Here is a 20,868-nt window from a genome sequence, read left to right as displayed (position 1 = left end):
TATCCTCAGATGCCCTTGCCCGGTTCGACCTTCTTGATCTCGATCGCCGTCTCAGGCGTACGAGCGACCTGATCCGGGATCGACTGGCGCTTAACATTCGGCTTGTGCCGCAGCGTCAGAACGATCGCGCCGATCATGGCTACGAGAAGGACCAATCCTGCAATCTGGAAGTGGAAGACGAAGTCGGTGTAAAGAATATCACCGAGGGCTGCGGTGTTGGTGCGTTCAGCAAGATCAGGGATCGGAACGGCGCCCTGCCCCAGCTTAGGCGTGAACATCGAACCCGCAAAAACAACAATCAGCTCGCCCAGCAGAATGAGACCGACCAGAGCGCCAACCGGCGCATATTGCAGCGCACCGCGCTTCAATTCGGAGAAGTCAACATCCAGCATCATGACGACGAAGAGGAAGAGAACCGCCACAGCACCGACATAAACGACGAGCAGGATCATGGCGAGGAACTCGGCCCCCGTCAGCAGGAACAGCGCCGCTGCATTGAAGAAAGCGAGGATCAGAAACAGCACCGAATGCACGGGGTTGCGTGCCGCAATCACCATGAACGCGCTTGCGATCATGATAAAGGCGAACAGATAGAAGAACGCTGCCGCAATACCTGTCAGCATGGGGATCCCCCAACACCTTTCCGTGGACAAAGCCTGATTGCTTCATCCGCTTTAGTCTTTGTTTGCCGCGAATAATCGCGAAACTTAAATTCCAGCAACAAGACGGGCCGCCCCTTCTTGTTGCCGCTTTTCAAACCGGATGCCGAAACAAGGTTTCAGCAAAACCAATCAGCGATATGGCGCATCCATCGCGATGTTGCGCGCAATTTCGCGTTCCCAGCGATCGCCATTAGCAAGGAGCTTATCCTTGTCATAGTAGAGCTCTTCGCGGGTTTCGGTCGCAAACTCGAAGTTTGGACCTTCGACAATTGCATCCACCGGGCAAGCTTCCTGACAGAAGCCGCAATAGATGCACTTCACCATATCGATGTCGTAACGCACCGTGCGGCGCGTGCCGTCATTGCGGCGCGGACCAGCTTCAATGGTGATAGCCTGCGCCGGGCAGATCGCTTCGCAGAGCTTACAGGCAATGCAGCGTTCTTCGCCGTTGGGATAACGGCGCAGCGCGTGCTCGCCACGGAAACGTGGCGAAACGGGACCTTTTTCATGCGGGTAGTTCAGTGTCGCCTTGGGCGCAAAGAACTGACGCATGGAGAGGAAGAAAGCACCGACGAATTCCTTGAGAAGGAGGGATTTCGCGGCTTGTGCGAATGAAGCCATTTGTCTTTCTCCTTACACCAGATCGAAGACTTTGATGACGGTCGCGGTCAGAACAACCATTGCCAGCGAAATCGGCAGGAACACTTTCCAACCCAGACGCATCAACTGGTCGTAACGGTAACGCGGTACGAAAGCCTTCACCATGGCGAACATGAAGAAGCAGAAGCAGAGCTTGAGCATGAACCAGATGATGCCCGGAACCCAGTTGAGGAACCATACGTCAACCGGAGGCAACCAGCCGCCAAGGAAGAGTGTGGTCATCAGGGCGCACATCAGCGTGATCGCCACATACTCGCCAAGGAAGAACAGAAGGAACGGCGTGGACGAATATTCGATCATGTGACCGGCCACGAGTTCGGATTCAGCTTCGACAAGATCGAATGGCGGACGGTTCGTTTCAGCAAGCGCCGAAATGAAGAAGATCACGAACATCGGGAACAGTACCAGCCAGTTCCAGTCGAGGAACGAAGCAGGCAGGCCGAGCGATGTACCGAGACCCGTATTCTGCGACAGCACGATATCCGTCAGGTTGAGCGAGCCAACCGTCAGAAGAACCGTGACAATCACGAAACCGATCGACACTTCATAAGAGACCATCTGTGCTGCCGAACGAAGTGCGCCGAGGAATGGGTACTTCGAGTTCGAGGCCCAGCCGCCCATGATCACGCCGTAAACTTCAAGCGAAGAAATGGCGAAGATATAGAGAATGCCGACATTAATATTAGCAATCGCCCAGCCTTCATTGACCGGGATGACTGCCCAGGTTGCCATTGCCAGAACCGCTGAAACAAACGGTGCAAGAAGGAACACGCCCTTGTTTGCGCCCGAAGGAATGATTGGTTCCTTGAAGACGAACTTCAAAAGATCGGCGAATGCCTGAAAGAGACCCCATGGACCAACAACGTTTGGTCCACGGCGAAGCTGAACAGCTGCCCAGATCTTACGATCCGCATAAAGCAGGTAAGCCACGACGATCAGCAATACGACAAGCAGAACGACCGACTTCAGCGCCATGATTAGCGCGGGCAAGACGTAAGCTGCAAAAATTCCGTCCATTATTCCGTCTCTCTCTCGCTTACTCAGCTGCCTGTTGGAAGCTGCCGGCCGCAAGCGCCGAGCACTCGGCCATGACAGCGGAAGCACGCGCGATTGGGTTCGTCAGGTAGAAATCCTTGACCGGCGAAACGAAAGCAGCGCCGCCGGAAAGGTTGGATGCCTTTGCAGCCAGCGCGACGATGTCGTCGGCCGAAGCAGGCGCAATAGTGTCGATCGCCATCATATGCGGGAAGTCTGCATAGAGCTTGGCGCGAAGCTGTGCGAGGCTGTCAAACGGCAGACGCTTGCCGAGCGTGTCGGAAAGAGCGCGCAGAATTGCCCAATCTTCCTTCGCTTCGCCCGGTGCGAAACCAGCACGGTTGCCGAGCTGTACGCGACCTTCAGTGTTGAGCCATGTACCCGACTTTTCGGTATAGGCTGCACCTGGGAGGATAACGTCAGCGGCATGTGCACCGGCATCGCCATGCGTACCGATATAAACAACAAAGCTCGAACCTTTGGTCGTCATGTCGAGTTCGTCTGCACCGAGCAGGAACACAACATCGAGATTGCCCAACATATCGCGAGCAGCCTTGCCGCCCTCACCCGGAACAATGCCGAGATCAAGCGCACCGACGCGGGAAGCTGCAGTGTGAAGAACCGAGAAACCGTTCCACTCAGCGTTGATTGCACCAACATCCTGCGCAAGCTTTGCAGCGGATGCGAGAACTGCTGCACCATTTTCGCCGGTGAGCGCGCCCTGACCAATGATGATCAATGGACGTTCAGCCTTTGCCAGCACGTCGCGGAATGCGTTCTTGCCCGAAGCAACCGCTGCGAGTGTGTCTGCGCCTGCACCCAGATATTCGTAGTCGTAACGCAGTTCAGCCTGTTCGCCGATCAGAGCGATCGGGAAATGGCCCATGCGCTGACGCTTGCGAATACGAGCGTTCAGAACAGCTGCTTCAACGCGTGGGTTGGAGCCGATGATCAGAAGAGCGTCAGCATTTTCAATGCCTTCGATCGTTGTGTTAAAGAGATAGCTTGAACGACCCAAAGCTGGATCAAGTGATACGCCATCCTGACGGCTATCGATATTCTTCGAGCCGAGCGATGCAATGAGGCTTTTCAGAGCATAGAGTTCTTCAACCGAAGCCAGATCGCCAGCGACTGCACCGATCTTGTCAGCGGAAGTAGCAGAAACCTTGGCAGCGATTGCTGCGAAAGCTTCTGGCCACGAAGCTGCAACCAGACGACCTTCCTTGCGAACATATGGGCGATCGAGGCGCTGGGTGCGCAGACCATCCCAGATGAAGCGGGTCTTGTCGGAAATCCACTCTTCGTTCACCGCTTCATTGACGCGCGGCATGATGCGCATCACTTCACGGCCACGGGTATCAACGCGGATGTTCGAACCGACAGCATCCATCACGTCGATGGTTTCAGTCTTGTTCAGTTCCCACGGACGAGCCTGGAATTCATATGGACGCGAGGTCAGAGCACCAACCGGGCAAAGGTCGATAACATTGCCCTGCAGTTCCGAGGTCATTGCGCGTTCAAGATAGGTGGTGATTTCAGCATCTTCACCGCGACCGATAAGGCCGAGCTCGGAAATGCCAGCCACTTCAGTCGTGAAGCGGACGCAGCGCGTGCAGTGAATGCAGCGTGTCATCACGGTCTTGACGAGTGGACCAATATACTTGTTCTCAACGGCACGCTTGTTTTCACGATAGCGCGAGCCATCGGTACCAAATGCCATTGCCTGATCCTGTAGATCGCACTCACCTGCCTGATCGCAGATCGGGCAATCGAGCGGATGGTTGATGAGCAGGAATTCCATCACGCCTTCGCGGGCCTTCTTGACCATAGGCGTGTTGGTGAAAATTTCAGGTGCTTCGCCGTTCGGGCCAGGACGCAGATCGCGAACACCCATAGCGCAGGATGCTGCCGGCTTTGGCGGTCCACCCTTCACTTCAACAAGGCACATGCGGCAGTTTCCAGCGATGGAAAGCCGTTCGTGGAAACAAAAACGCGGGACTTCAGCCCCCGCGGCTTCGGCAGCCTGAAGGAGCGTATAGTGATCGGGTACTTCGATCTCTGTGCCGTCAACCTTAATATTTGCCATCGCTTATCCAAACCTGCGGCTCTTGCCGCATCTTCCAGATGTCAAACTCTAAAGTCCGCCCTTCCCGGGCGGACATACAACGTATTCTTCCGCTTACTCAGCCGCTTCGAGGCGGATGTTGCGGCTCTGAACAGCGTTGCGTGTATAATCGTCAATGCGCTTTTCAATTTCCGGACGGAAATTGCGGATCAAGCCCTGAATAGGCCATGCAGCAGCATCACCAAGCGCGCAGATCGTGTGACCTTCAATCTGCTTGGTTACGTCGAGAAGCATGTCGATTTCGCGCTTCTGCGCGTTACCCTTGACCATGCGTTCCATGACGCGCCACATCCAGCCCGTGCCTTCACGGCAAGGCGTGCACTGACCGCAGCTTTCATGCTTGAAGAAAGCTGAAAGACGGGCAATTGCCTTAATCACGTCAGTGGACTTGTCCATGACGATCACGCCGCCGGTACCGAACGAAGATTTCTTTTCGCGCATACCGTCAAAGTCCATGATGGCATCCATCATGTCTTCACCCTTGATAATCGGGCAGGATGCACCGCCGGGAATGACGCCGAGCAGATTGTCCCAGCCACCACGGATGCCGCCAGCGTGCTTTTCGATCAGCTCGCGGAAAGTAATGCCGAGGCTTTCTTCAACGGTGCAAGGCGTGTTCACATGACCAGAAATCTGGAACAGCTTGGTGCCGACGTTGTTCGGACGGCCAATCGACGAGAACCATGCACCGCCGCGACGCAAGATTGTCGGAGCAACAGCAATCGATTCAACGTTGTTAACAGTCGTTGGGCAGCCATAAAGGCCCATGTTCGCAGGGAACGGAGGCTTCAGACGTGGCTGGCCCTTCTTGCCTTCAAGGCTTTCGAGAAGAGCTGTTTCTTCACCGCAGATATAAGCGCCGGCGCCGTGATGGAGGAAAATATCCATATCCCAGCCGCACTTATTGTTCTTGCCCAGAAGGCCAGCGTCATAGCACTCATCAATCGCTGCCTGCAGCGCTTCACGCTCACGCATGAATTCGCCGCGCAGATAGATGTAAGCAGTATGAGCACTCATGGCACAACCGGCGATCACGCAGCCTTCGATCAGCGTATGCGGATCGTGGCGCAGAATTTCGCGGTCCTTACAGGTGCCCGGCTCGGATTCATCGGCATTCACGACGAGGTAATGCGGACGATCCGTCACTTCCTTCGGCATAAACGACCATTTCAGGCCAGTCGGGAAGCCTGCGCCACCACGTCCACGAAGGTTCGAAGCCTTCATTTCGTTGATGATCCAGTCGCGGCCCTTTTCGACGAAGCCCTTGGTGTTATCCCAATGGCCACGCGACATGGCGCCTTTCAGCGACTGGTCTTTAAAGCCATAGATATTGGTGAAGATGCGATCTTTATCAGCCAGCATGTCTCACCTGCTTCCGTCTTTGGTTGCGGCTTCAGCTTCCGCCTTTGCCTTTGCTTCGGCTTCCGCCTTGGCTTTGGCAACTGCGGCATCCGATGCCTTACGGGTTTCCAGACCAACTTTTCTGTAGTCCAGATCTTCGGTCAGAGCCGTCAGTCCGCCCATAGGCTCAGACGTGATACGGCCATCCTGTGGACCTGGCTTAACAGTGTCGCCCTTGCCTGCTTCGAATGTATCGATGATTTCAGCCAGACGTTCTGGCGTCAGGTCTTCATAGGCGTCCTTGAAGATCATGACCATCGGTGCATTGACACAAGCGCCCTGGCATTCGACTTCTTCCCACGACAGCGTGCCTTCGGCATTAAGCTCGAAAGGATCGTGGTGGATTTTATGACGGCAAACATCCATCAGGGCTTCCGAACCACGCAACATGCAAGGCGTGGTGCCGCAAACCTGAATGTGCGCGCGCGTTCCAACTGGCTTGAGCTGGAACTGCGTATAGAAAGTCGCAACTTCAAGAACGCGGATCAGAGGCATATCGAGCATATCAGCGACATGTTCAATAGCGGCTTTCGTGACCCAGCCATCCTGTTCCTGCGCACGCATGAGCAGCGGAATAACAGCCGACTGCTGACGGCCTTCCGGATATTTTGCGATCGTCTTGTGCGCCCAGGCCTGGTTTTCCGCGTTGAAAGCGAAACCAGCCGGCTGGACGGCATCATCTGCGAGACGGCGAACGGACATCAGCGGTCAACCTCACCAAACACGATATCGAGCGAGCCAAGAATTGCCGACACGTCAGCCAACATGTGGCCGCGGCACAGGAAATCCATAGCCTGAAGATGGGCAAAGCCCGGTGCGCGCAGCTTGCAGCGGTAAGGCTTGTTGGAGCCATCCGATACGAGGAAGACGCCAAATTCACCCTTTGGTGCTTCAACTGCTGCGTAAACTTCACCGGCAGGCACATGGTAGCCTTCCGTGTAAAGCTTGAAGTGATGGATGAGGGCTTCCATCGAGCGCTTCATCTCGCCGCGCTTCGGCGGCACGATCTTGTTGTCGGTGTTCGAAACAGGACCGACGCGTTCCTTGCCAAGCAGAAGATCTACGCACTGGCGCATGATGCGAGCCGACTGGCGCATTTCTTCCATACGGATCAGGTAACGGTCATAGCAGTCGCCGTTCTTGCCGATAGGAATATCGAATTCCATTTCGTTGTAGCATTCATAAGGCTGCGACTTGCGCAGATCCCATGCTGCACCCGAACCGCGAACCATGACGCCCGAGAAGCCCCATGCCCATGCATCTTCGAGCGAAACAACGCCAATATCGACGTTACGCTGCTTGAAAATACGGTTTGGCGTAATCAGATCATCGAGGTTCGTAAGCGTCGTCGACAAAAATGGATCAATCCACTTGCCGATATCTTCAATGAGCTGATCAGGCAGATCCTGATGCACACCACCTGGGCGGAAGTAAGCTGCGTGCATACGTGCGCCACAAGCGCGCTCGTAGAACACCATCAGCTTTTCACGCTCTTCGAAGCCCCAGAGCGGCGGCGTCAGTGCGCCAACGTCCATGGCCTGCGTGGTCACGTTCAGAATGTGGTTCAGGATACGGCCGATTTCCGAAAAGAGAACGCGGATCAGCTGGCCACGCTTCGGCACTGTGATGCCGAGCAGACGCTCAACAGCCAAAGCGTAGGCGTGTTCCTGGTTCATCGGCGCCACGTAATCGAGGCGGTCGAGGTAAGGAAGTGCCTGAAGATAGGTCTTCGTTTCCATCAGCTTTTCAGTGCCGCGATGCAGCAGACCGATATGCGGATCGACGCGTTCCACGACTTCGCCGTCGAGTTCAAGAACAAGACGCAAAACGCCGTGCGCAGCAGGATGCTGCGGACCGAAGTTGATATTAAAGTTGCGGACCTGAGTCTCAGCCATGTTCAGCTTCCTGTCGCTCAGTTCGTCTTGGCTTTCTCATCGCCCGGCAGGACGTAATCCGTCCCTTCCCATGGCGAGAGAAAATCAAAATTGCGGAATTCCTGTCGCAGCATGACAGGCTCATAAACGACGCGCTTTGCTTCATCGCTATAGCGAACTTCAACAAAACCAGTCGTTGGGAAGTCCTTGCGCAGCGGATGACCTTCAAAACCGTAATCGGTCAGAATGCGACGCAGATCCGGATGGCCAGAGAACAGAACGCCATACATGTCGTAGGTTTCACGTTCAAACCACTCAGCACCGACGTAAACGCCGACAGCTGAAGGGACCAGCGTATCTTCATCAGCCTTAACCTTCACACGAATGCGGAGGTTCTGGCGTGGAGACATGAGCTGATAGACAACATCGAAGCGCTGAACGCGCTGCGGATAGTCTACGCCGGAAATATCCGTCAGGTTCACGAACTGGCACTGCACGTCATCGCGCAGAAACGTCAGAACGCTGATCAGGCTCGTAACCGGAACATTAAGAGTAAGCTCGCCATAGGCCAGCTTCGCCTCTTCGATCGCATCGCCGAGACGTTCTTTGATATAGCCGGAAAGTTCACCAAGAGCTTCTTCGCTCATATCTCTAACTTCCTCTTTTAGATTTCGACCCATCCTTGGGAAAATGGATCGAACTCTAATAAACCCTCTTGCACCAACGGGACTGCGAAAGCCCTGTTAACGCTCGATCGTACCTGTACGACGTATTTTCTTCTGCAGCATCAGAATGCCGTAGAGCAGAGCTTCCGCCGTTGGCGGGCAGCCTGGAACATAAATATCGACCGGAACAACGCGGTCGCAGCCACGCACTACAGAATAAGAGTAGTGGTAATAGCCGCCGCCGTTGGCGCATGAACCCATCGAAATGACGTAACGTGGCTCAGGCATCTGGTCGTAGACCTTGCGGAGAGCTGGAGCCATCTTGTTGGTCAGCGTACCTGCAACGATCATAACGTCGGACTGACGTGGAGATGCGCGCGGCGCGATACCGAAACGCTCGGCGTCATAGCGCGGCATGGAAATGTGCATCATTTCCACAGCGCAACATGCGAGACCGAAGGTCATCCACATCAGTGAGCCTGTACGTGCCCAGGTGATCAGAGCGTCAGCAGATGTGACGATGAAACCTTTGTCGGACAGTTCACTGTTCAGATCGTTGAAAAACGCATCGTCGGAGCCAACAGGCTTGCCCGTGCGAGGGTCAAGAATACCCTTTGGCTGCGGAGCAATGAGCGTCGAACCCGACGACTGATTTGTGCCGGTCAATCCCATTCCAGCGCTCCCTTCTTCCATTCATAGATGAAGCCGATGGTCAGAACACCAAGGAACAACATCATCGACAGGAAACCAAACCAGCCGATTGCACCGAAGGACACTGCCCACGGGAACAGGAAGGCGACTTCGAGATCGAAGATGATAAAGAGAATCGACACCAGATAGAAACGGATGTCGAATTTCATACGGGCGTCATCAAAGGCATTGAAGCCGCACTCGTAAGCTGAAAGCTTTTCCGGGTCGGGCTGTCTGTACGCGACTAGAAACGGCGCAACCAGAAGGGCTACACCGATTACCATTGCGATGCCGAGAAAGATGACAATCGGCAAATAGGAACTTAAAAGCTCGTTCATGATCCTTATCCGGCTTGAATACGAGGCTGCGCCGCCTGTCATAAGCTTTTTGAAGCTTACCACCATGCGACACATTGCATCTATTGCGACCTCGTCGCCTCAAGCAGCTTCAAAAGGCATGCCGTGCGAACTTAGTTCATTTCGCGGGGACGGTTAGCGCAGCATGCGCGCAAGCGCAAGCCCTCCAACGCGATCAGGCGGGTATAGTCCGGTCAAGATGCTTAATAAGAGGCAACATCAAGCCCATATATGCCACCCTATTTTCGTATAGCACGAAAACATCATAATTTCGTGAGTATTTAGAGACAAACCGTCTTTCGCCATTTTGAGGCGAATAGAATCAATCGATTTAGATGCGAGCGACAAAACTGACGGCGGATTTTCAATCAAGTTCGCACCTGTCATTCACCGCAAATGCCTCCGATTCATTTCTATTGCTCACATTCATTGCGAAGCGCAAACCGGGATGCGATTCACTCGCTTGCTTTCGAATACGGAATAAATTGAGACGCAGCTTCGCTTCAGGAAAGTCGCTGAGCACTCTTTATATATAGCGAGTGAAAATCACACTTATATATAAAGTGCAAAACAGCCCCCTCCTCACTTCTGCCGACCTGTCGCTACCGGCGGAAAATTCTCATCGTCATGACCACGATTCTTGAAATGAATTAGCGCCAGCGATTCAATGAGTGGTTTCGCGTGCCTTCAGCAATCAGCCAGTATTTTTTAAAATTGCCCCTCAGGATCGTAGCGCTTTCGCATTGGCATAAGAATCAAATGCTGACGAAACTGCAGGTACGAACACCCCATCGCTTCGGCATCAGAGTCTGAGCTTAATAAAAGGAGAGAGATTTGAGCACATATCTGCTCACAAGTGGCGACGTTCTGGTCATTCTGGCCGGGATTTTGTCTGTCGCCTATCTCTCCTGGAAGAGTAAAGCGAAATAGCCCCACCCTGACAATATGAATGATGACGCCAGTTCGCTTGCGCGGCTAAGCATGCGGCGAGATAAAGCTCTCGATCAGGCATGACTGAGGCATAAGATTTGAATGTTTCATCATGGGAATAAAAACGCGAGAAGCGCCATTTTCTTCAAGATTTTATGATCGAATTCTTGAAAGAAAATGGCGCGAGTGACGGGGCTCGAACCCGCGACCTCCGGCGTGACAGGCCGGCACTCTAACCAACTGAGCTACACCCGCGCATTTCATTTTCAGCCGTTTGGCTGGATAGTCACCGGCGTTTCCGTTCGGTGTGAGCGGTCGTTTAAGGGGTTCTCTCACGAGTGTCAAGCGAGTGGTCTGAAGAAAAAAGAAGAAATTCGATTTTATTTTAAAAGCCCCCATTTTGCGGGCTTTCTTATAGGGGAGCTTTTATCCACATCTCTGCATGTATCGCCCGAACGCATTCAAATTAAATGGAAAATAGAATCGCGTTGCATGATCAAGTGCATGAATCAGGCTCTCACACGTAGTTCTTATAAGAGCGCCGATTTGAGTTATCCCCAGCAGGCCTATCGATTTTAGCCGGAGAACTAAAAAAATGCATTTTTCTAATTTTTCCGCTTGCACTCTCGAAACGAACAGCCTAAACGGCTCTCACAGCGGCTGACAAGTCAGTCGGGCGATTAGCTCAGTTGGTAGAGCGCTTCGTTTACACCGAAGATGTCGGGAGTTCGAGTCTCTCATCGCCCACCATATTTTCCAATCACTTAGATCGAAAATATGAAGTTTACTTTAGGTTCAATAAACCTCGCCTGGCCCTGTAGACCAACAATCCTCTAAAAAGTTTTTCTCTCAAAATTCGTCGAGTGTGCGAAGCGACCTTCGCCGGTAGTTTGCGTGCTATTCTTCGTTAAGAATGTGCATATGCGCGGACAATCCAAGCAAACATGCTCGTAGCATCAACGTCGGTAGATGAGCTGGTCGATCTTCGCCCTTGAAGTACTGTGCGCGTATTCAATCGAATTTTACGCAACAAAAAAGGCCGGGGCAAAAATGCACCGACCTTCCTGATCATCAATGTCTACCAGTGCCAGTACATCCGTGGTCAAAAGCTTGAATTGATGAAGGCTATTGCGAGCGACAGACGCGTTCCAGCGCTCATTAGCAATGCCTATAAACAGAGGTATAAGAGAGCATTGTGTTCAAAGAAAGTCCGCTTGCTGAAAAATCACATTCTTTGATCCCGCTTCAATAAAGCGCCGGCTCCAAGGCACGCGATAATCAGCAACCCGCCGATTCCATAAGCCAGAACATCGAGCCAATCCGGCGTTGCTCCCAGAATGATCCGCAGCGCTCTGTTGCTGATTTCAATACCGAATATTTCGGACAGATATTGCCCGGCCTCAACCGCCACGCCTACAAAAAATGCCGCCAGAGCCAACAAAACTCGGTTTCCGTCAAGAACCGTACGGAATGCAAAATAGACGAAGATTACAGCAATAACATCGCCTAAGAAGCTTCTTATCCAGCCAAGACCAGCGCCTGCGGTCGCCAACAGCAAAAGACCAAAGAAGATCACGATCGTGATGACCAGCGCCGATTTCGAAAATTTGAACTGCACCAAAGCTTCCTAACAGCGGGACGACGGACGTGTATTTCAACCTGAAACGATAGAATCGAAATCTACCATTCCGGCAAAGCGTGCAGCGCGGACTTTGCCGAATTTGCTTTCATCAACAACCAGATGTTTTTGCAGCGCGCGCTGCATCGCCATCTGCTTTACCGGCACCTCATGAAAATGGGAGCAGGTTACTCCGTGTTGCTCATCAACACCGCCTGCCGACAAGAAAGCCTTGTTGATATTGACGCGCTTGAGAACTTCGATGCCTTCATCACTTGAGAAAGACGCGGCTTCCGGGTGGTAAACCCCACCGAGCACGATGAGCCGGACATCATCCCGGCGCGACAGAATCTCGGCGATATTCAGTGAATAACAGACCACGGTGATGTGCTGGTTTTGCGGTATTTGCTGCGCGAGATATGGCGTTGTGGTGCCACAATCGATAAAAACGGTGTCATGCGCTTCTATAAGTGCTGCAGCTGCCGCGCAGGCCTGCGCTTTTGCATTGGCATGGCAATCTTTTTCAAGATCAAAGACATAATCGCTGCCGTTACCGTTATCCTGCACAGGAATAATGTAACCACCCAAACAATTGAGCGGCCCGGAATCTGTCCCGATATCGCGGCGAATTGTCATTTCCGAAACGCCCAGCCGCGTTGCCGCATCGCGAAGACGCAGCACTCCCGCTTCCTCAACAAGAGCCGCAAGTTCGGCAATCCGTTCGTCTTTACGACTGATCCTGCTCACTGATTCCCCATTTCGGTTGCGGTTCACCCCCGTTTAGCTTGCCACATCAATTGGTGCAATTGCGATGGTGCATACTTGACAGGTCAAACAGAAATATGAAACGATCCAAACATAATGATCGGATTATAACATTATAGTTCGCATTATCGGGAGGATCTGACAATAGGAATTTGCAGCAGGCCACAACGCTTCAGGCAGCCTGCGCCAAGAAAGAGGAATTTGCGACTTATCCAGTGTTGATGGTCGCAATGGAGGAGACACTGGTGTCAGCAGCAGTCTGCAAAGCATCAGCGTAAAAATCAGTAGTCACCAATCTCGCCTGCGCGGAAGCGCTTTTGGCGGGGGCTATTCGTTTCCAGGGAGGAAATACCGGTGAAGAAGTTTATCGCGTCTATGGCTATTGCCGCGTCTGTTACGATGTCTGTTGCCGTGCCACATGCTTTTGCGGAAGGCGTCGTCGATACGTCCAAAATCAATAAAGACCTGATCACGACGGCAAACGACAAGAAATACACGATCGCGACAGTTGTGAAGGTTGACGGCATTGCCTGGTTCGACCGTATGCGTGACGGCGTTGAGCAGTTCAAGGCCGATACCGGCAATGACGTCTGGATGGTTGGTCCAAGTCAGGCAGATGCGGCCGCCCAGGTACAGATCGTCGAAAACCTTATTGCACAAGGCGTTGACGCTATTGCCATTGTTCCATTTTCGGTTGAAGCGGTGGAACCAGTCTTGAAGAAAGCACGTGATCGCGGCATCGTCGTTATCAGCCACGAAGCGTCCAATATTCAAAACGTCGACTATGACATTGAAGCTTTCGACAATAAGGCCTACGGCGCCAACCTTATGAAGGAACTCGGCAAGTCGATGGGCGGCAAGGGCAAATATGTTGCTACCGTCGGCAGCCTGACCTCAAAGTCACAGATGGATTGGATCGACGGTGCTATTGAGTACCAGAAGGCCAATTTCCCGGAAATGTCGCAGGCAACTGAACGCCTTGAAACCTATGACGATGCAAATACCGATTACACCAAGCTTAAAGAAGCGATGACCGCCTATCCGGACATCACCGGCATTCTCGGCGCTCCAATGCCGACTTCTGCTGGTGCTGGCCGCCTGATTGCTGAAGGTGGCCTCAAGGGCAAGGTATTCTTCGCTGGCACCGGTCTTGTGTCGGTTGCAGGTGAATACATCAAGAATGACGATGTTCAGTATATTCAGTTCTGGGACCCGGCAGTTGCTGGCTATGCCATGAACATGCTGGCCGTTGCAGCCCTTGAAAAGAAGAATGAGCAAATCAAGGCTGGCCTCAATCTCGGTCTGCCTGGCTATGAAAGCCTGATCGCTCCCGACGCTTCCAAGCCAAACCTGCTCTACGGCGCAGGCTGGGTCGGCGTGACCAAGGAAAACATGGATCAGTACGATTTCTAATCGTTGCTGAACAGGAGAAAGAGGCCCCCGCCTCTTTCTCCCCATTCCATCTGCATTTGCAGCCTTGCACGAGGCCTCTATGACTGAAAATCTGATCGAATTGCGCCATATCGGGAAGCGCTTTGGCGGCGTGAAAGCGCTGGACGACGTGTCCTTTGCCATCAAGCCCGGCGAAATTCACTGCCTTGCCGGCGAAAACGGCTCTGGCAAATCCACTGTAATCAAGATCATGTCCGGTGTTTACACACCCGAAGACGGCGAAATTCTGATCGACGGCAAGACGGTCGGCAAGCTCGATCCTGTCAAATCCGTACATCATGGCATTCAGGTGATTTATCAGGATTTCTCGCTGTTCGGGAACCTGACGGTCGCGGAGAATCTCGCGATCAATACATTTCTCATGGAAGGTCGTAAGGCTGTCGATTGGAAGCGCGTGCGCGAACTTGCGCAGCAGGCTCTTGATCGTCTCGGCGTTCAGATGGATCTGGATGCCGAAGTGGACAGCCTGCCAACATCCGGCAAGCAGATCGTTGCAATAGCGCGCGCCGTTATGGCTGATGCGCGGCTTCTGATCATGGATGAACCAACCACCGCGCTTACCAGACATGAAGTCGACGCGCTGTTCAAGATCGTGCGCGATATTCAGGCACAGGGCATCGCCGTACTGTTCGTCAGCCACAAGATGCGCGAAATGCTGGAAATCAGCGAGCGGCTGACTGTTTTCCGCAACGGCAAGAAAGTCGCGGAAGGCCCGATTAACGAATTTGACGAACCGGCGATTACCCGCGCCATGACCGGTCAGGAACTGACGGCACACAGCTACCAATGGGTTGCCCGTGAAGGCGCCACCAGTGTCCCGAGCCTTGAGGTCGACAATCTCTCCGTTCCCGGTTCGGTGGAAAAAGCCAGCCTCACGCTTCATGCAGGCGAGATTGTTGGCATTTCCGGCCTGATCGGTTCCGGCCGTACCGAGCTCGCATTAGCCCTCTTCGGAATGAAGCCTGACTTTACCGGTAATATGCGGATCGACGGCAAGCCCGTTCATCCCAAAACCGTGCAGGAAGGTATTGCCTGCGGCGTTGCTTATGTGCCGGAAGATCGTCTTACGGAAGGGCTGTTCCTCACCCAGTCGATTGAGCGCAATATCATTGTGACGTCGATTGAGAAATTCGTACGCGGCTTGTTCATCAATCGCAAAAAGGCAGATGCGACGACGCGCGATATGTTTTCGGCAATGAATATTGTTGCGCCCGGCCCGCATACACCCGTCAACCATCTCTCCGGCGGCAACGCGCAACGCGTTGTGTTGGCGCGATGGCTTTTGACTGGCGCTAAAATCCTGATCCTCAACGGGCCAACGGTTGGCGTTGATGTGGGTTCAAAGGCTCAGATTCACAACATCATCCGCAAACTCGCACAGGATGAAGGTCTGGCCGTTCTGATGATTTCCGATGATGTGCCGGAGCTGGTTCAAAACTGCAATCGTGTACTGGTGATGCATCGTGGACGTTTCGTCGATGAACTCTCCGGTGAAAACATGACAGAAGACGCCGTCAATGACCGGCTCAAGACATTGAATTGAGGAACCGGCACATGAAATTCTTTCGCAGTACCGAATTCATCATTGCCTGTGTGCTTCTCGCCGCAATGATTATCATTGGTCTTATCAACCCCGCCTTCTGGTCACTGGATAATATTTTCGGGCTTCTACGTTCCAATGTCGTGATCGGCATCATGGCACTTGGCGTTCTGCTGGTGATGATTTCCGGAGGCATCGACGTGTCGTTTACGGCCTTTGCTATTGCGGCAATGTATCTGACCGTCCGCGCTATGGTTTACCTTGGCTATGATGGTGTATTCATTCCGTTTGTCGCGGCAACGTTGATCGGCTTGTTGCTCGGTGCCTTTAACGGCTTCATCATCCACCGCTTCAAGATGATCCCGCTGATCGTGACGCTCGGCACCGGCTCCATTGTGCGCGGCCTTGTGCTAGGTCTCGTTGGCACCAGCATCGTCAATATCAACAAGATGCCAAAAGAGCTGATCGAGTTTGGCAAGACGGACGTAATTTCGCTCACCTCAGCTTCCGGTACAGCCTTTGGTCTTACCGCGATGTTCCTCGTCTATCTCACGCTTGCATTGCTGATCCACCTGATCCTCAGCCATACGATGATCGGACGCAGTGTTTATGCCTATGGCGGCTCGCCGGAAGCCGCAAAGCGCGTCGGCTTCAACACGCGCCGCACGATCTTCTTCGTTTATTGCGTGGCGGGTGCCTTGGCAGGTTTTGCGGGGCTGCTGCATTCATCCATGATCTGGCTTGCCAATCCGCGTGATTTTGTAGGCCTCGAACTCGATGTGATCGCAGCCGTAGTTCTCGGTGGCGCGTCGATTTTCGGTGGTCGCGGAACAGTGCTTGGCACACTCATGGGCGTCTTCATGCTCGTGATGGTCAAAAACTCGCTCATCATCATGAAGGTCGATACCACATGGCAGCGTGTCGTTGTGGGCCTCATTATCATCGCAGCAACCGCCATCACGGCGTGGCGCGATCGCAAAAGCATCGCCTGAAGGGAGAAAGCGACATGAAACAGTCTTTCGACATGCGCCGCATCCTTGGCGGAGACAACAATATCATCCAACTCGTCGTTATTACCGTGCTTGTGTTTGCGCTGATGACCTGGATGAACCCGGACAAGTTTCTGCGTTACTACAACTTTGAATCAATCAGCTACATCATGCCGGAGCTGGGCATTCTTTCCATCGCCATGATGATTGCGATGTTGACGGGCGGCATTGATCTTTCGGTGGTCGGCATTGCCAATCTGGCGGGTATCGTCGCTGGCGTCTATTTCCACTCATCCATGGTGCAGGCAGCCCAGACTTCAGGCTCTGGAATGTTGTTCTACACTGTCATTGGTATCCTGCTTGCGATACTTATCGGGCTTCTATCAGGCCTTGTGAACGGGCTGCTGATCGCCAAGCTGCGCATAACTCCGATCCTCGCAACACTTGGCACAGGCCAGGTTCTGATGGGACTGGCACTGGTGCTTACCGGTGGGCCTGCCATCGTTGGTTTCCCGGATGCTTGGAACTGGGTAGGCAATGGCAAGATCATGGGCATCGCCACGCCTTTCCTTCTATTCATCGTGGTCTGCATTCTCGTCGGAATTTTGCTGACCCGCACCACGCTTGGTATCAATCTGATGCTGATCGGCACCAACCCGCGCGCAGCCGTGTTTGCTGGCATCCGCAAAGAACGCATGATCCTTTATTCCTACATGCTGACAGGCGTTCTAGCCTCGCTTGCGGGGATCATTTTGTCGGGACGTACCAATGCGGCTAAATCGGATTATGGCGCATCCTATCTGTTGCAAGCGGTTTTGATCGCCGTGCTTGGCGGCACGAATCCGGCTGGTGGCAAAGGGCGCGTGCTGGGCATCGCCATCGCGCTGATCGCTCTCATGCTTCTTTCCTCCGGTTTTCAGATGATGCGGTTCTCCAATCACCTGATCGACTTCATCTGGGGTGCGTTCCTCATCCTCGTCATAGCGATCAATGCTTCGCGCAATCAAGGCAGGTGATCCCAAATGCAGGATATTGAATTTCATCTTCGTCGTCAGGACTTTGTCGAACAGCCGCATGTCATTGCCAGTGCAGACGGACTGAGTGTGACGGCATTTCGCTATCCAAGCGGTATCGAAGCTCTGCTGATCGAAAACGAGCGCGGCAATATCATTGTGCTTCCATTCATGGGGCAGATGGTATGGGGCGCAGAGTTCGACAGCATTGATCTAACCATGGGCAACAGCTTCTCCATGCCGCGTCCGGCAACCACCATCGTCGAGACTTATGGATGCTTTGCTTTTCACAGCGGAATCTTGCGCAATGGTTGCCCTTCGCCGCAGGATAATCACCTTCTGCATGGTGAGATGGCCTGCGCAAAGATGGACAAGGCGGGGCTTTTATTCGGCGCCGATGAACATGGCAGCTTTGTCGAAGTCACTGGCGAATATGAATATGTCATGGGCTTTGGCGCGCATTATCTCGCTCGGCCAAGCGTTCGGCTTCATGCGAAGGAAACGCTCTTCGACATCACCATGGATGTTGAAAACCTGTCATCGGCTCCGATGGAGCTGATGTATATGTGCCACGTCAATTTCGCCTATGACGAAGACGCGCGCATTGTGCAGCCGGTCGCCTTTACACCAGATCAGGTGCAGGTTCGCACAGCCGTTCCGGGCCATGTGACACCCAATGACGATTACCTCTCCTTGATTGATGAACTGGCCGCAGATCCTTCCGTGATGGAAGTGTTGGATGAGCCGGAGCGCTACGATCCCGAGCAGGTTTTCTACATTCGTGGCTTACCAACCGATGCCGATGGCAAGACGCATCAGATGATGCAGTTAGCCGATGGCGACGGCTTCGCGATCTCCTATCCGGTTGAGGCTTTCCCGAAAACCGTGCGGTGGATTCTCGTCAACGGTGATGCGCAGGTTGCAGCCTTTGCCCTGCCATCCACTTGTGAGCCGGAAGGCTATCTCGCCGAAAAAACCAAAAAAAATGTGCGGATACTGGCGTCGGGTGAGCGCGCCATCTTCCCCGTGCGCGTTGGCTATCTCGATCAGCCTGCCGCCGAACAATTTGAAGCCAAGATCAGGGCACTCTGAAATTTCAAAGGAACTTCTCATGACCAGAAAGATCGGAGTGGTCGGCTCCAACATGGTGGATCTCATCACCTATGTGAACCGTATGCCTGGCCCCGGCGAGACGCTTGAAGCACCAACGTTCGAAATTGGCTGCGGCGGCAAGGGGGCAAATCAGGCTGTTGCAGCTGCACGCCTCGGTGCCGATGTGATGATGGTAACGCGCGTTGGCGACGACGTCTTTGCCGATAATACGATCCGCAATCTCAATAGCTTTGGCGTCGATACGCGACACGTTCTCAAAGTATCGGGCAAGTCGAGCGGTGTAGCCCCTATCTTCGTCGAACCTTCAGGCGAAAACTCGATCCTGATCGTCAAAGGTGCCAATGCAGACCTCCTGCCCGCCGAAGTCGACAAGGCTGCCGATGATCTGAAGGAATGCGGCCTGATCCTCCTGCAGATGGAAGTGCCTGTCGAGACCGTCTACCACACAATCGCTTTTGCCGCTGAAAATGGTATCGAAACCATTTTGAACCCCGCACCTGCGGCGGCGGATCTTGATCCTGAGCTTATCCGACAAGTGACCTTCCTCGTGCCCAACGAGAGCGAGCTTGCTCTTTTGTCTGGCCTTCCGACCAGCACGGATGATGAGATTGTCGTTGCCGCCCGCTCGCTGATTGCGCGTGGTATCCGCACGGTCATCGTGACACTGGGCGGACGTGGTGCACGCATGATTACCGCAACTGAGATCGTCAATATCCCGCCGGTCAAAGTCACACCGAAAGATACGACAGGTGCGGGCGATGCTTTTATCGGCTCGTTTGCACGCTTTTATGCCGAGACCGGCGATGTGGAAGCGGCCCTTCGCAAAGCCTCCCTTTATGCCGCTCATTCCATCACCCGACCCGGCACTCAAAAGGCTTATGCCAGTGCCGATGAATTTGAAACGTTCTGCCGTGACCACGCGCCTTTGATCGAACGCGCCTAAGTGCTCTTGAACGTCAACAAACCTCACAGACGGACAATACAATGACCGAAGCCCTTCCCCGCAATAATGGCACACCGCTCAAGCCTGAATGGTTTGAAGATGTTGTCGTAAACCGCAGCGCCTCGGAACGTCGCGCTGCAACGCTGCCAGCGCGACGTTCGATCAAAAAAGAATATCAGGCAGCATGGCTTATCCGTGCAATCCAGTGCATCGACCTGACGACGCTCGCCGGGGATGATACTGCCGGACGGGTGCGCAGACTTTGTGCCAAAGCGCGCCGCCCCGTGCGCGATGACATTCTTGAAGCCCTCGGCCTGCTCGATGCAGGCATAACCACCGGCGCAGTCTGTGTTTATCCGACCATGGTGTCCCATGCAGTCAAAGCACTGGAGGGCTCCGGCGTTCCTGTTGCCTCTGTGGCAACAGGTTTTCCGGCAGGCCTGACACCTTTGCCATTGCGCCTTGCAGAAATCACCTATGCGGTTGAGCAGGGTGCGCATGAAATCGACATCGTCATTACCCGCGAGCATGTGCTGACACAAAACTGGTCCGCGCTTTATGACGAAATTGCCGCCATGCGCGAAGCCTGTGGCGAGGCGCATATGAAGGCCATTCTCGCAACCGGTGATCTCAACACGCTCACCAATGTTTATCGCGCTTCGATGGTTGCCATGCAGGCGGGTTCTGATTTCATCAAGACCTCAACCGGCAAGGAAGATGTCAACGCGACGCTGCCCGTCAGCCTTACCATGGTGCGGGCATTGCGGGATTACGGCGAGCTATCCGGGCAGATCGTCGGGTTCAAGCCTGCCGGTGGTCTCAAGACCGCCAAGGACGCACTCGCTTGGCTCACACTCATGAAAGAAGAACTCGGCAATCGCTGGCTTGAACCCGATCTTTTCCGCATCGGCGCATCATCGATGCTCGGCGATATTGAACGACAATTAGAGCACTTCGTGACCGGACGCTATTCGAGCGCCAATCGTCACGCCGCTGCTTAAACTTGGCATTTCGCATTCTCCTATTGAAAAAACTCA

Annotated in this window: 19 protein-coding genes and 2 tRNA genes; 8 read left to right on the top strand and 13 right to left on the bottom strand. The window is 53.6% G+C overall.

What is annotated here, in order from left to right:
* Nucleotides 1-5 precede the first annotated feature (5 nt).
* The 11 genes from KMS41_03900 to KMS41_03850 all read right to left on the bottom strand — a co-directional run bounded on the left by KMS41_03900 (nucleotide 6) and on the right by KMS41_03850 (nucleotide 10,653).
* Nucleotides 6-623, bottom strand: coding sequence for an NADH-quinone oxidoreductase subunit J (locus KMS41_03900; GenBank protein QWK78394.1), 618 nt, complete (start codon nucleotides 621-623; stop codon nucleotides 6-8).
* 168 nt (nucleotides 624-791) lie between these two features.
* The gene (gene nuoI, locus KMS41_03895; GenBank protein ID QWK78393.1) at nucleotides 792-1,283 is read right to left on the bottom strand and encodes an NADH-quinone oxidoreductase subunit NuoI; all 492 of its coding nucleotides are present in this window, start codon (nucleotides 1,281-1,283) and stop codon (nucleotides 792-794) included.
* A 12-nt stretch (nucleotides 1,284-1,295) separates the two neighbouring features.
* The gene (nuoH, locus tag KMS41_03890; GenBank protein QWK78392.1) at nucleotides 1,296-2,339 is read right to left on the bottom strand and encodes an NADH-quinone oxidoreductase subunit NuoH; all 1,044 of its coding nucleotides are present in this window, start codon (nucleotides 2,337-2,339) and stop codon (nucleotides 1,296-1,298) included.
* 19 nt (nucleotides 2,340-2,358) lie between these two features.
* Nucleotides 2,359-4,443 carry an NADH-quinone oxidoreductase subunit NuoG gene (nuoG, locus tag KMS41_03885; GenBank protein QWK78391.1) on the bottom strand — a complete coding sequence of 695 codons (2,085 nt, stop codon included), beginning with the start codon at nucleotides 4,441-4,443 and terminating at the stop codon, nucleotides 2,359-2,361.
* Nucleotides 4,444-4,536: 93 nt separating this feature from the next.
* Entirely contained in the window at nucleotides 4,537-5,844 is a 1,308-nt protein-coding gene (nuoF, locus tag KMS41_03880) for an NADH-quinone oxidoreductase subunit NuoF (GenBank protein ID QWK78390.1), read from the bottom strand.
* Nucleotides 5,845-5,847: 3 nt separating this feature from the next.
* Entirely contained in the window at nucleotides 5,848-6,585 is a 738-nt protein-coding gene (gene nuoE / locus KMS41_03875) for an NADH-quinone oxidoreductase subunit NuoE (protein QWK78389.1), read from the bottom strand.
* Entirely contained in the window at nucleotides 6,585-7,778 is a 1,194-nt protein-coding gene (locus tag KMS41_03870) for an NADH-quinone oxidoreductase subunit D (GenBank protein QWK78388.1), read from the bottom strand. The genes nuoE and KMS41_03870 overlap by 1 nt, the downstream gene beginning before the upstream one ends.
* Nucleotides 7,779-7,795: 17 nt before the next feature.
* Nucleotides 7,796-8,404: an NADH-quinone oxidoreductase subunit C gene (locus tag KMS41_03865; protein QWK78387.1), complete on the bottom strand. Its 609-nt coding sequence runs from the start codon at nucleotides 8,402-8,404 to the stop codon at nucleotides 7,796-7,798.
* Nucleotides 8,405-8,500: 96 nt separating this feature from the next.
* A complete protein-coding gene (locus KMS41_03860) occupies nucleotides 8,501-9,094 on the bottom strand; it encodes an NADH-quinone oxidoreductase subunit B (GenBank protein QWK78386.1) in 594 nt (197 codons plus the stop codon).
* Nucleotides 9,085-9,450: an NADH-quinone oxidoreductase subunit A gene (locus tag KMS41_03855; protein QWK78385.1), complete on the bottom strand. Its 366-nt coding sequence runs from the start codon at nucleotides 9,448-9,450 to the stop codon at nucleotides 9,085-9,087. The genes KMS41_03860 and KMS41_03855 overlap by 10 nt, the downstream gene beginning before the upstream one ends.
* A 1,126-nt stretch (nucleotides 9,451-10,576) precedes the next feature.
* Nucleotides 10,577-10,653 (bottom strand) — tRNA-Asp (locus tag KMS41_03850).
* Nucleotides 10,654-11,072: 419 nt separating this feature from the next.
* Here KMS41_03850 and KMS41_03845 point away from each other — a divergent pair.
* Nucleotides 11,073-11,148, top strand: a tRNA-Val gene (locus KMS41_03845).
* A gap of 475 nt (nucleotides 11,149-11,623) precedes the next feature.
* Here KMS41_03845 and KMS41_03840 read toward each other — a convergent pair.
* Nucleotides 11,624-12,016, bottom strand: a complete 393-nt coding sequence (locus KMS41_03840) for a DUF2809 domain-containing protein (GenBank protein ID QWK78384.1) — start codon at nucleotides 12,014-12,016, stop codon at nucleotides 11,624-11,626.
* Nucleotides 12,017-12,052: 36 nt separating this feature from the next.
* Nucleotides 12,053-12,763 (bottom strand): DeoR/GlpR family DNA-binding transcription regulator, encoded by a 711-nt coding sequence (locus tag KMS41_03835; GenBank protein QWK78383.1) that lies wholly within the window; start codon nucleotides 12,761-12,763, stop codon nucleotides 12,053-12,055.
* A gap of 372 nt (nucleotides 12,764-13,135) precedes the next feature.
* Here KMS41_03835 and KMS41_03830 point away from each other — a divergent pair, with 372 nt between their 5' ends.
* From KMS41_03830 to deoC, 7 genes are all read left to right on the top strand, one after another.
* The gene (locus KMS41_03830) at nucleotides 13,136-14,194 is read left to right on the top strand and encodes an autoinducer 2 ABC transporter substrate-binding protein (GenBank protein ID QWK78382.1); all 1,059 of its coding nucleotides are present in this window, start codon (nucleotides 13,136-13,138) and stop codon (nucleotides 14,192-14,194) included.
* Nucleotides 14,195-14,273: 79 nt separating this feature from the next.
* Nucleotides 14,274-15,776 (top strand): sugar ABC transporter ATP-binding protein, encoded by a 1,503-nt coding sequence (locus tag KMS41_03825; protein ID QWK78381.1) that lies wholly within the window; start codon nucleotides 14,274-14,276, stop codon nucleotides 15,774-15,776.
* Between the two features lie 11 nt (nucleotides 15,777-15,787).
* Nucleotides 15,788-16,765: an ABC transporter permease gene (locus KMS41_03820; protein QWK78380.1), complete on the top strand. Its 978-nt coding sequence runs from the start codon at nucleotides 15,788-15,790 to the stop codon at nucleotides 16,763-16,765.
* Nucleotides 16,766-16,779: 14 nt separating this feature from the next.
* Complete coding sequence (locus KMS41_03815) at nucleotides 16,780-17,778, top strand: ABC transporter permease (protein ID QWK78379.1); 999 nt, start codon at nucleotides 16,780-16,782, stop codon at nucleotides 17,776-17,778.
* A gap of 6 nt (nucleotides 17,779-17,784) precedes the next feature.
* Nucleotides 17,785-18,867 carry an aldose 1-epimerase family protein gene (locus tag KMS41_03810; protein ID QWK78378.1) on the top strand — a complete coding sequence of 361 codons (1,083 nt, stop codon included), beginning with the start codon at nucleotides 17,785-17,787 and terminating at the stop codon, nucleotides 18,865-18,867.
* 19 nt (nucleotides 18,868-18,886) lie between these two features.
* Nucleotides 18,887-19,831 (top strand): ribokinase, encoded by a 945-nt coding sequence (gene rbsK / locus KMS41_03805; GenBank protein ID QWK78377.1) that lies wholly within the window; start codon nucleotides 18,887-18,889, stop codon nucleotides 19,829-19,831.
* Nucleotides 19,832-19,872: 41 nt separating this feature from the next.
* Nucleotides 19,873-20,832 (top strand): deoxyribose-phosphate aldolase, encoded by a 960-nt coding sequence (gene deoC, locus KMS41_03800; protein ID QWK78376.1) that lies wholly within the window; start codon nucleotides 19,873-19,875, stop codon nucleotides 20,830-20,832.
* The last annotated feature ends 36 nt before the right edge of the window (nucleotides 20,833-20,868 follow it).

The sequence above is a fragment of the Ochrobactrum sp. BTU1 genome (assembly GCA_018798825.1).
Classification (GTDB): Bacteria; Pseudomonadota; Alphaproteobacteria; order Rhizobiales; family Rhizobiaceae; genus Brucella.
The sequence above is the reverse complement of the archived record's forward strand: the minus strand, read 5'-3'. Positions and strand labels throughout refer to the sequence as shown.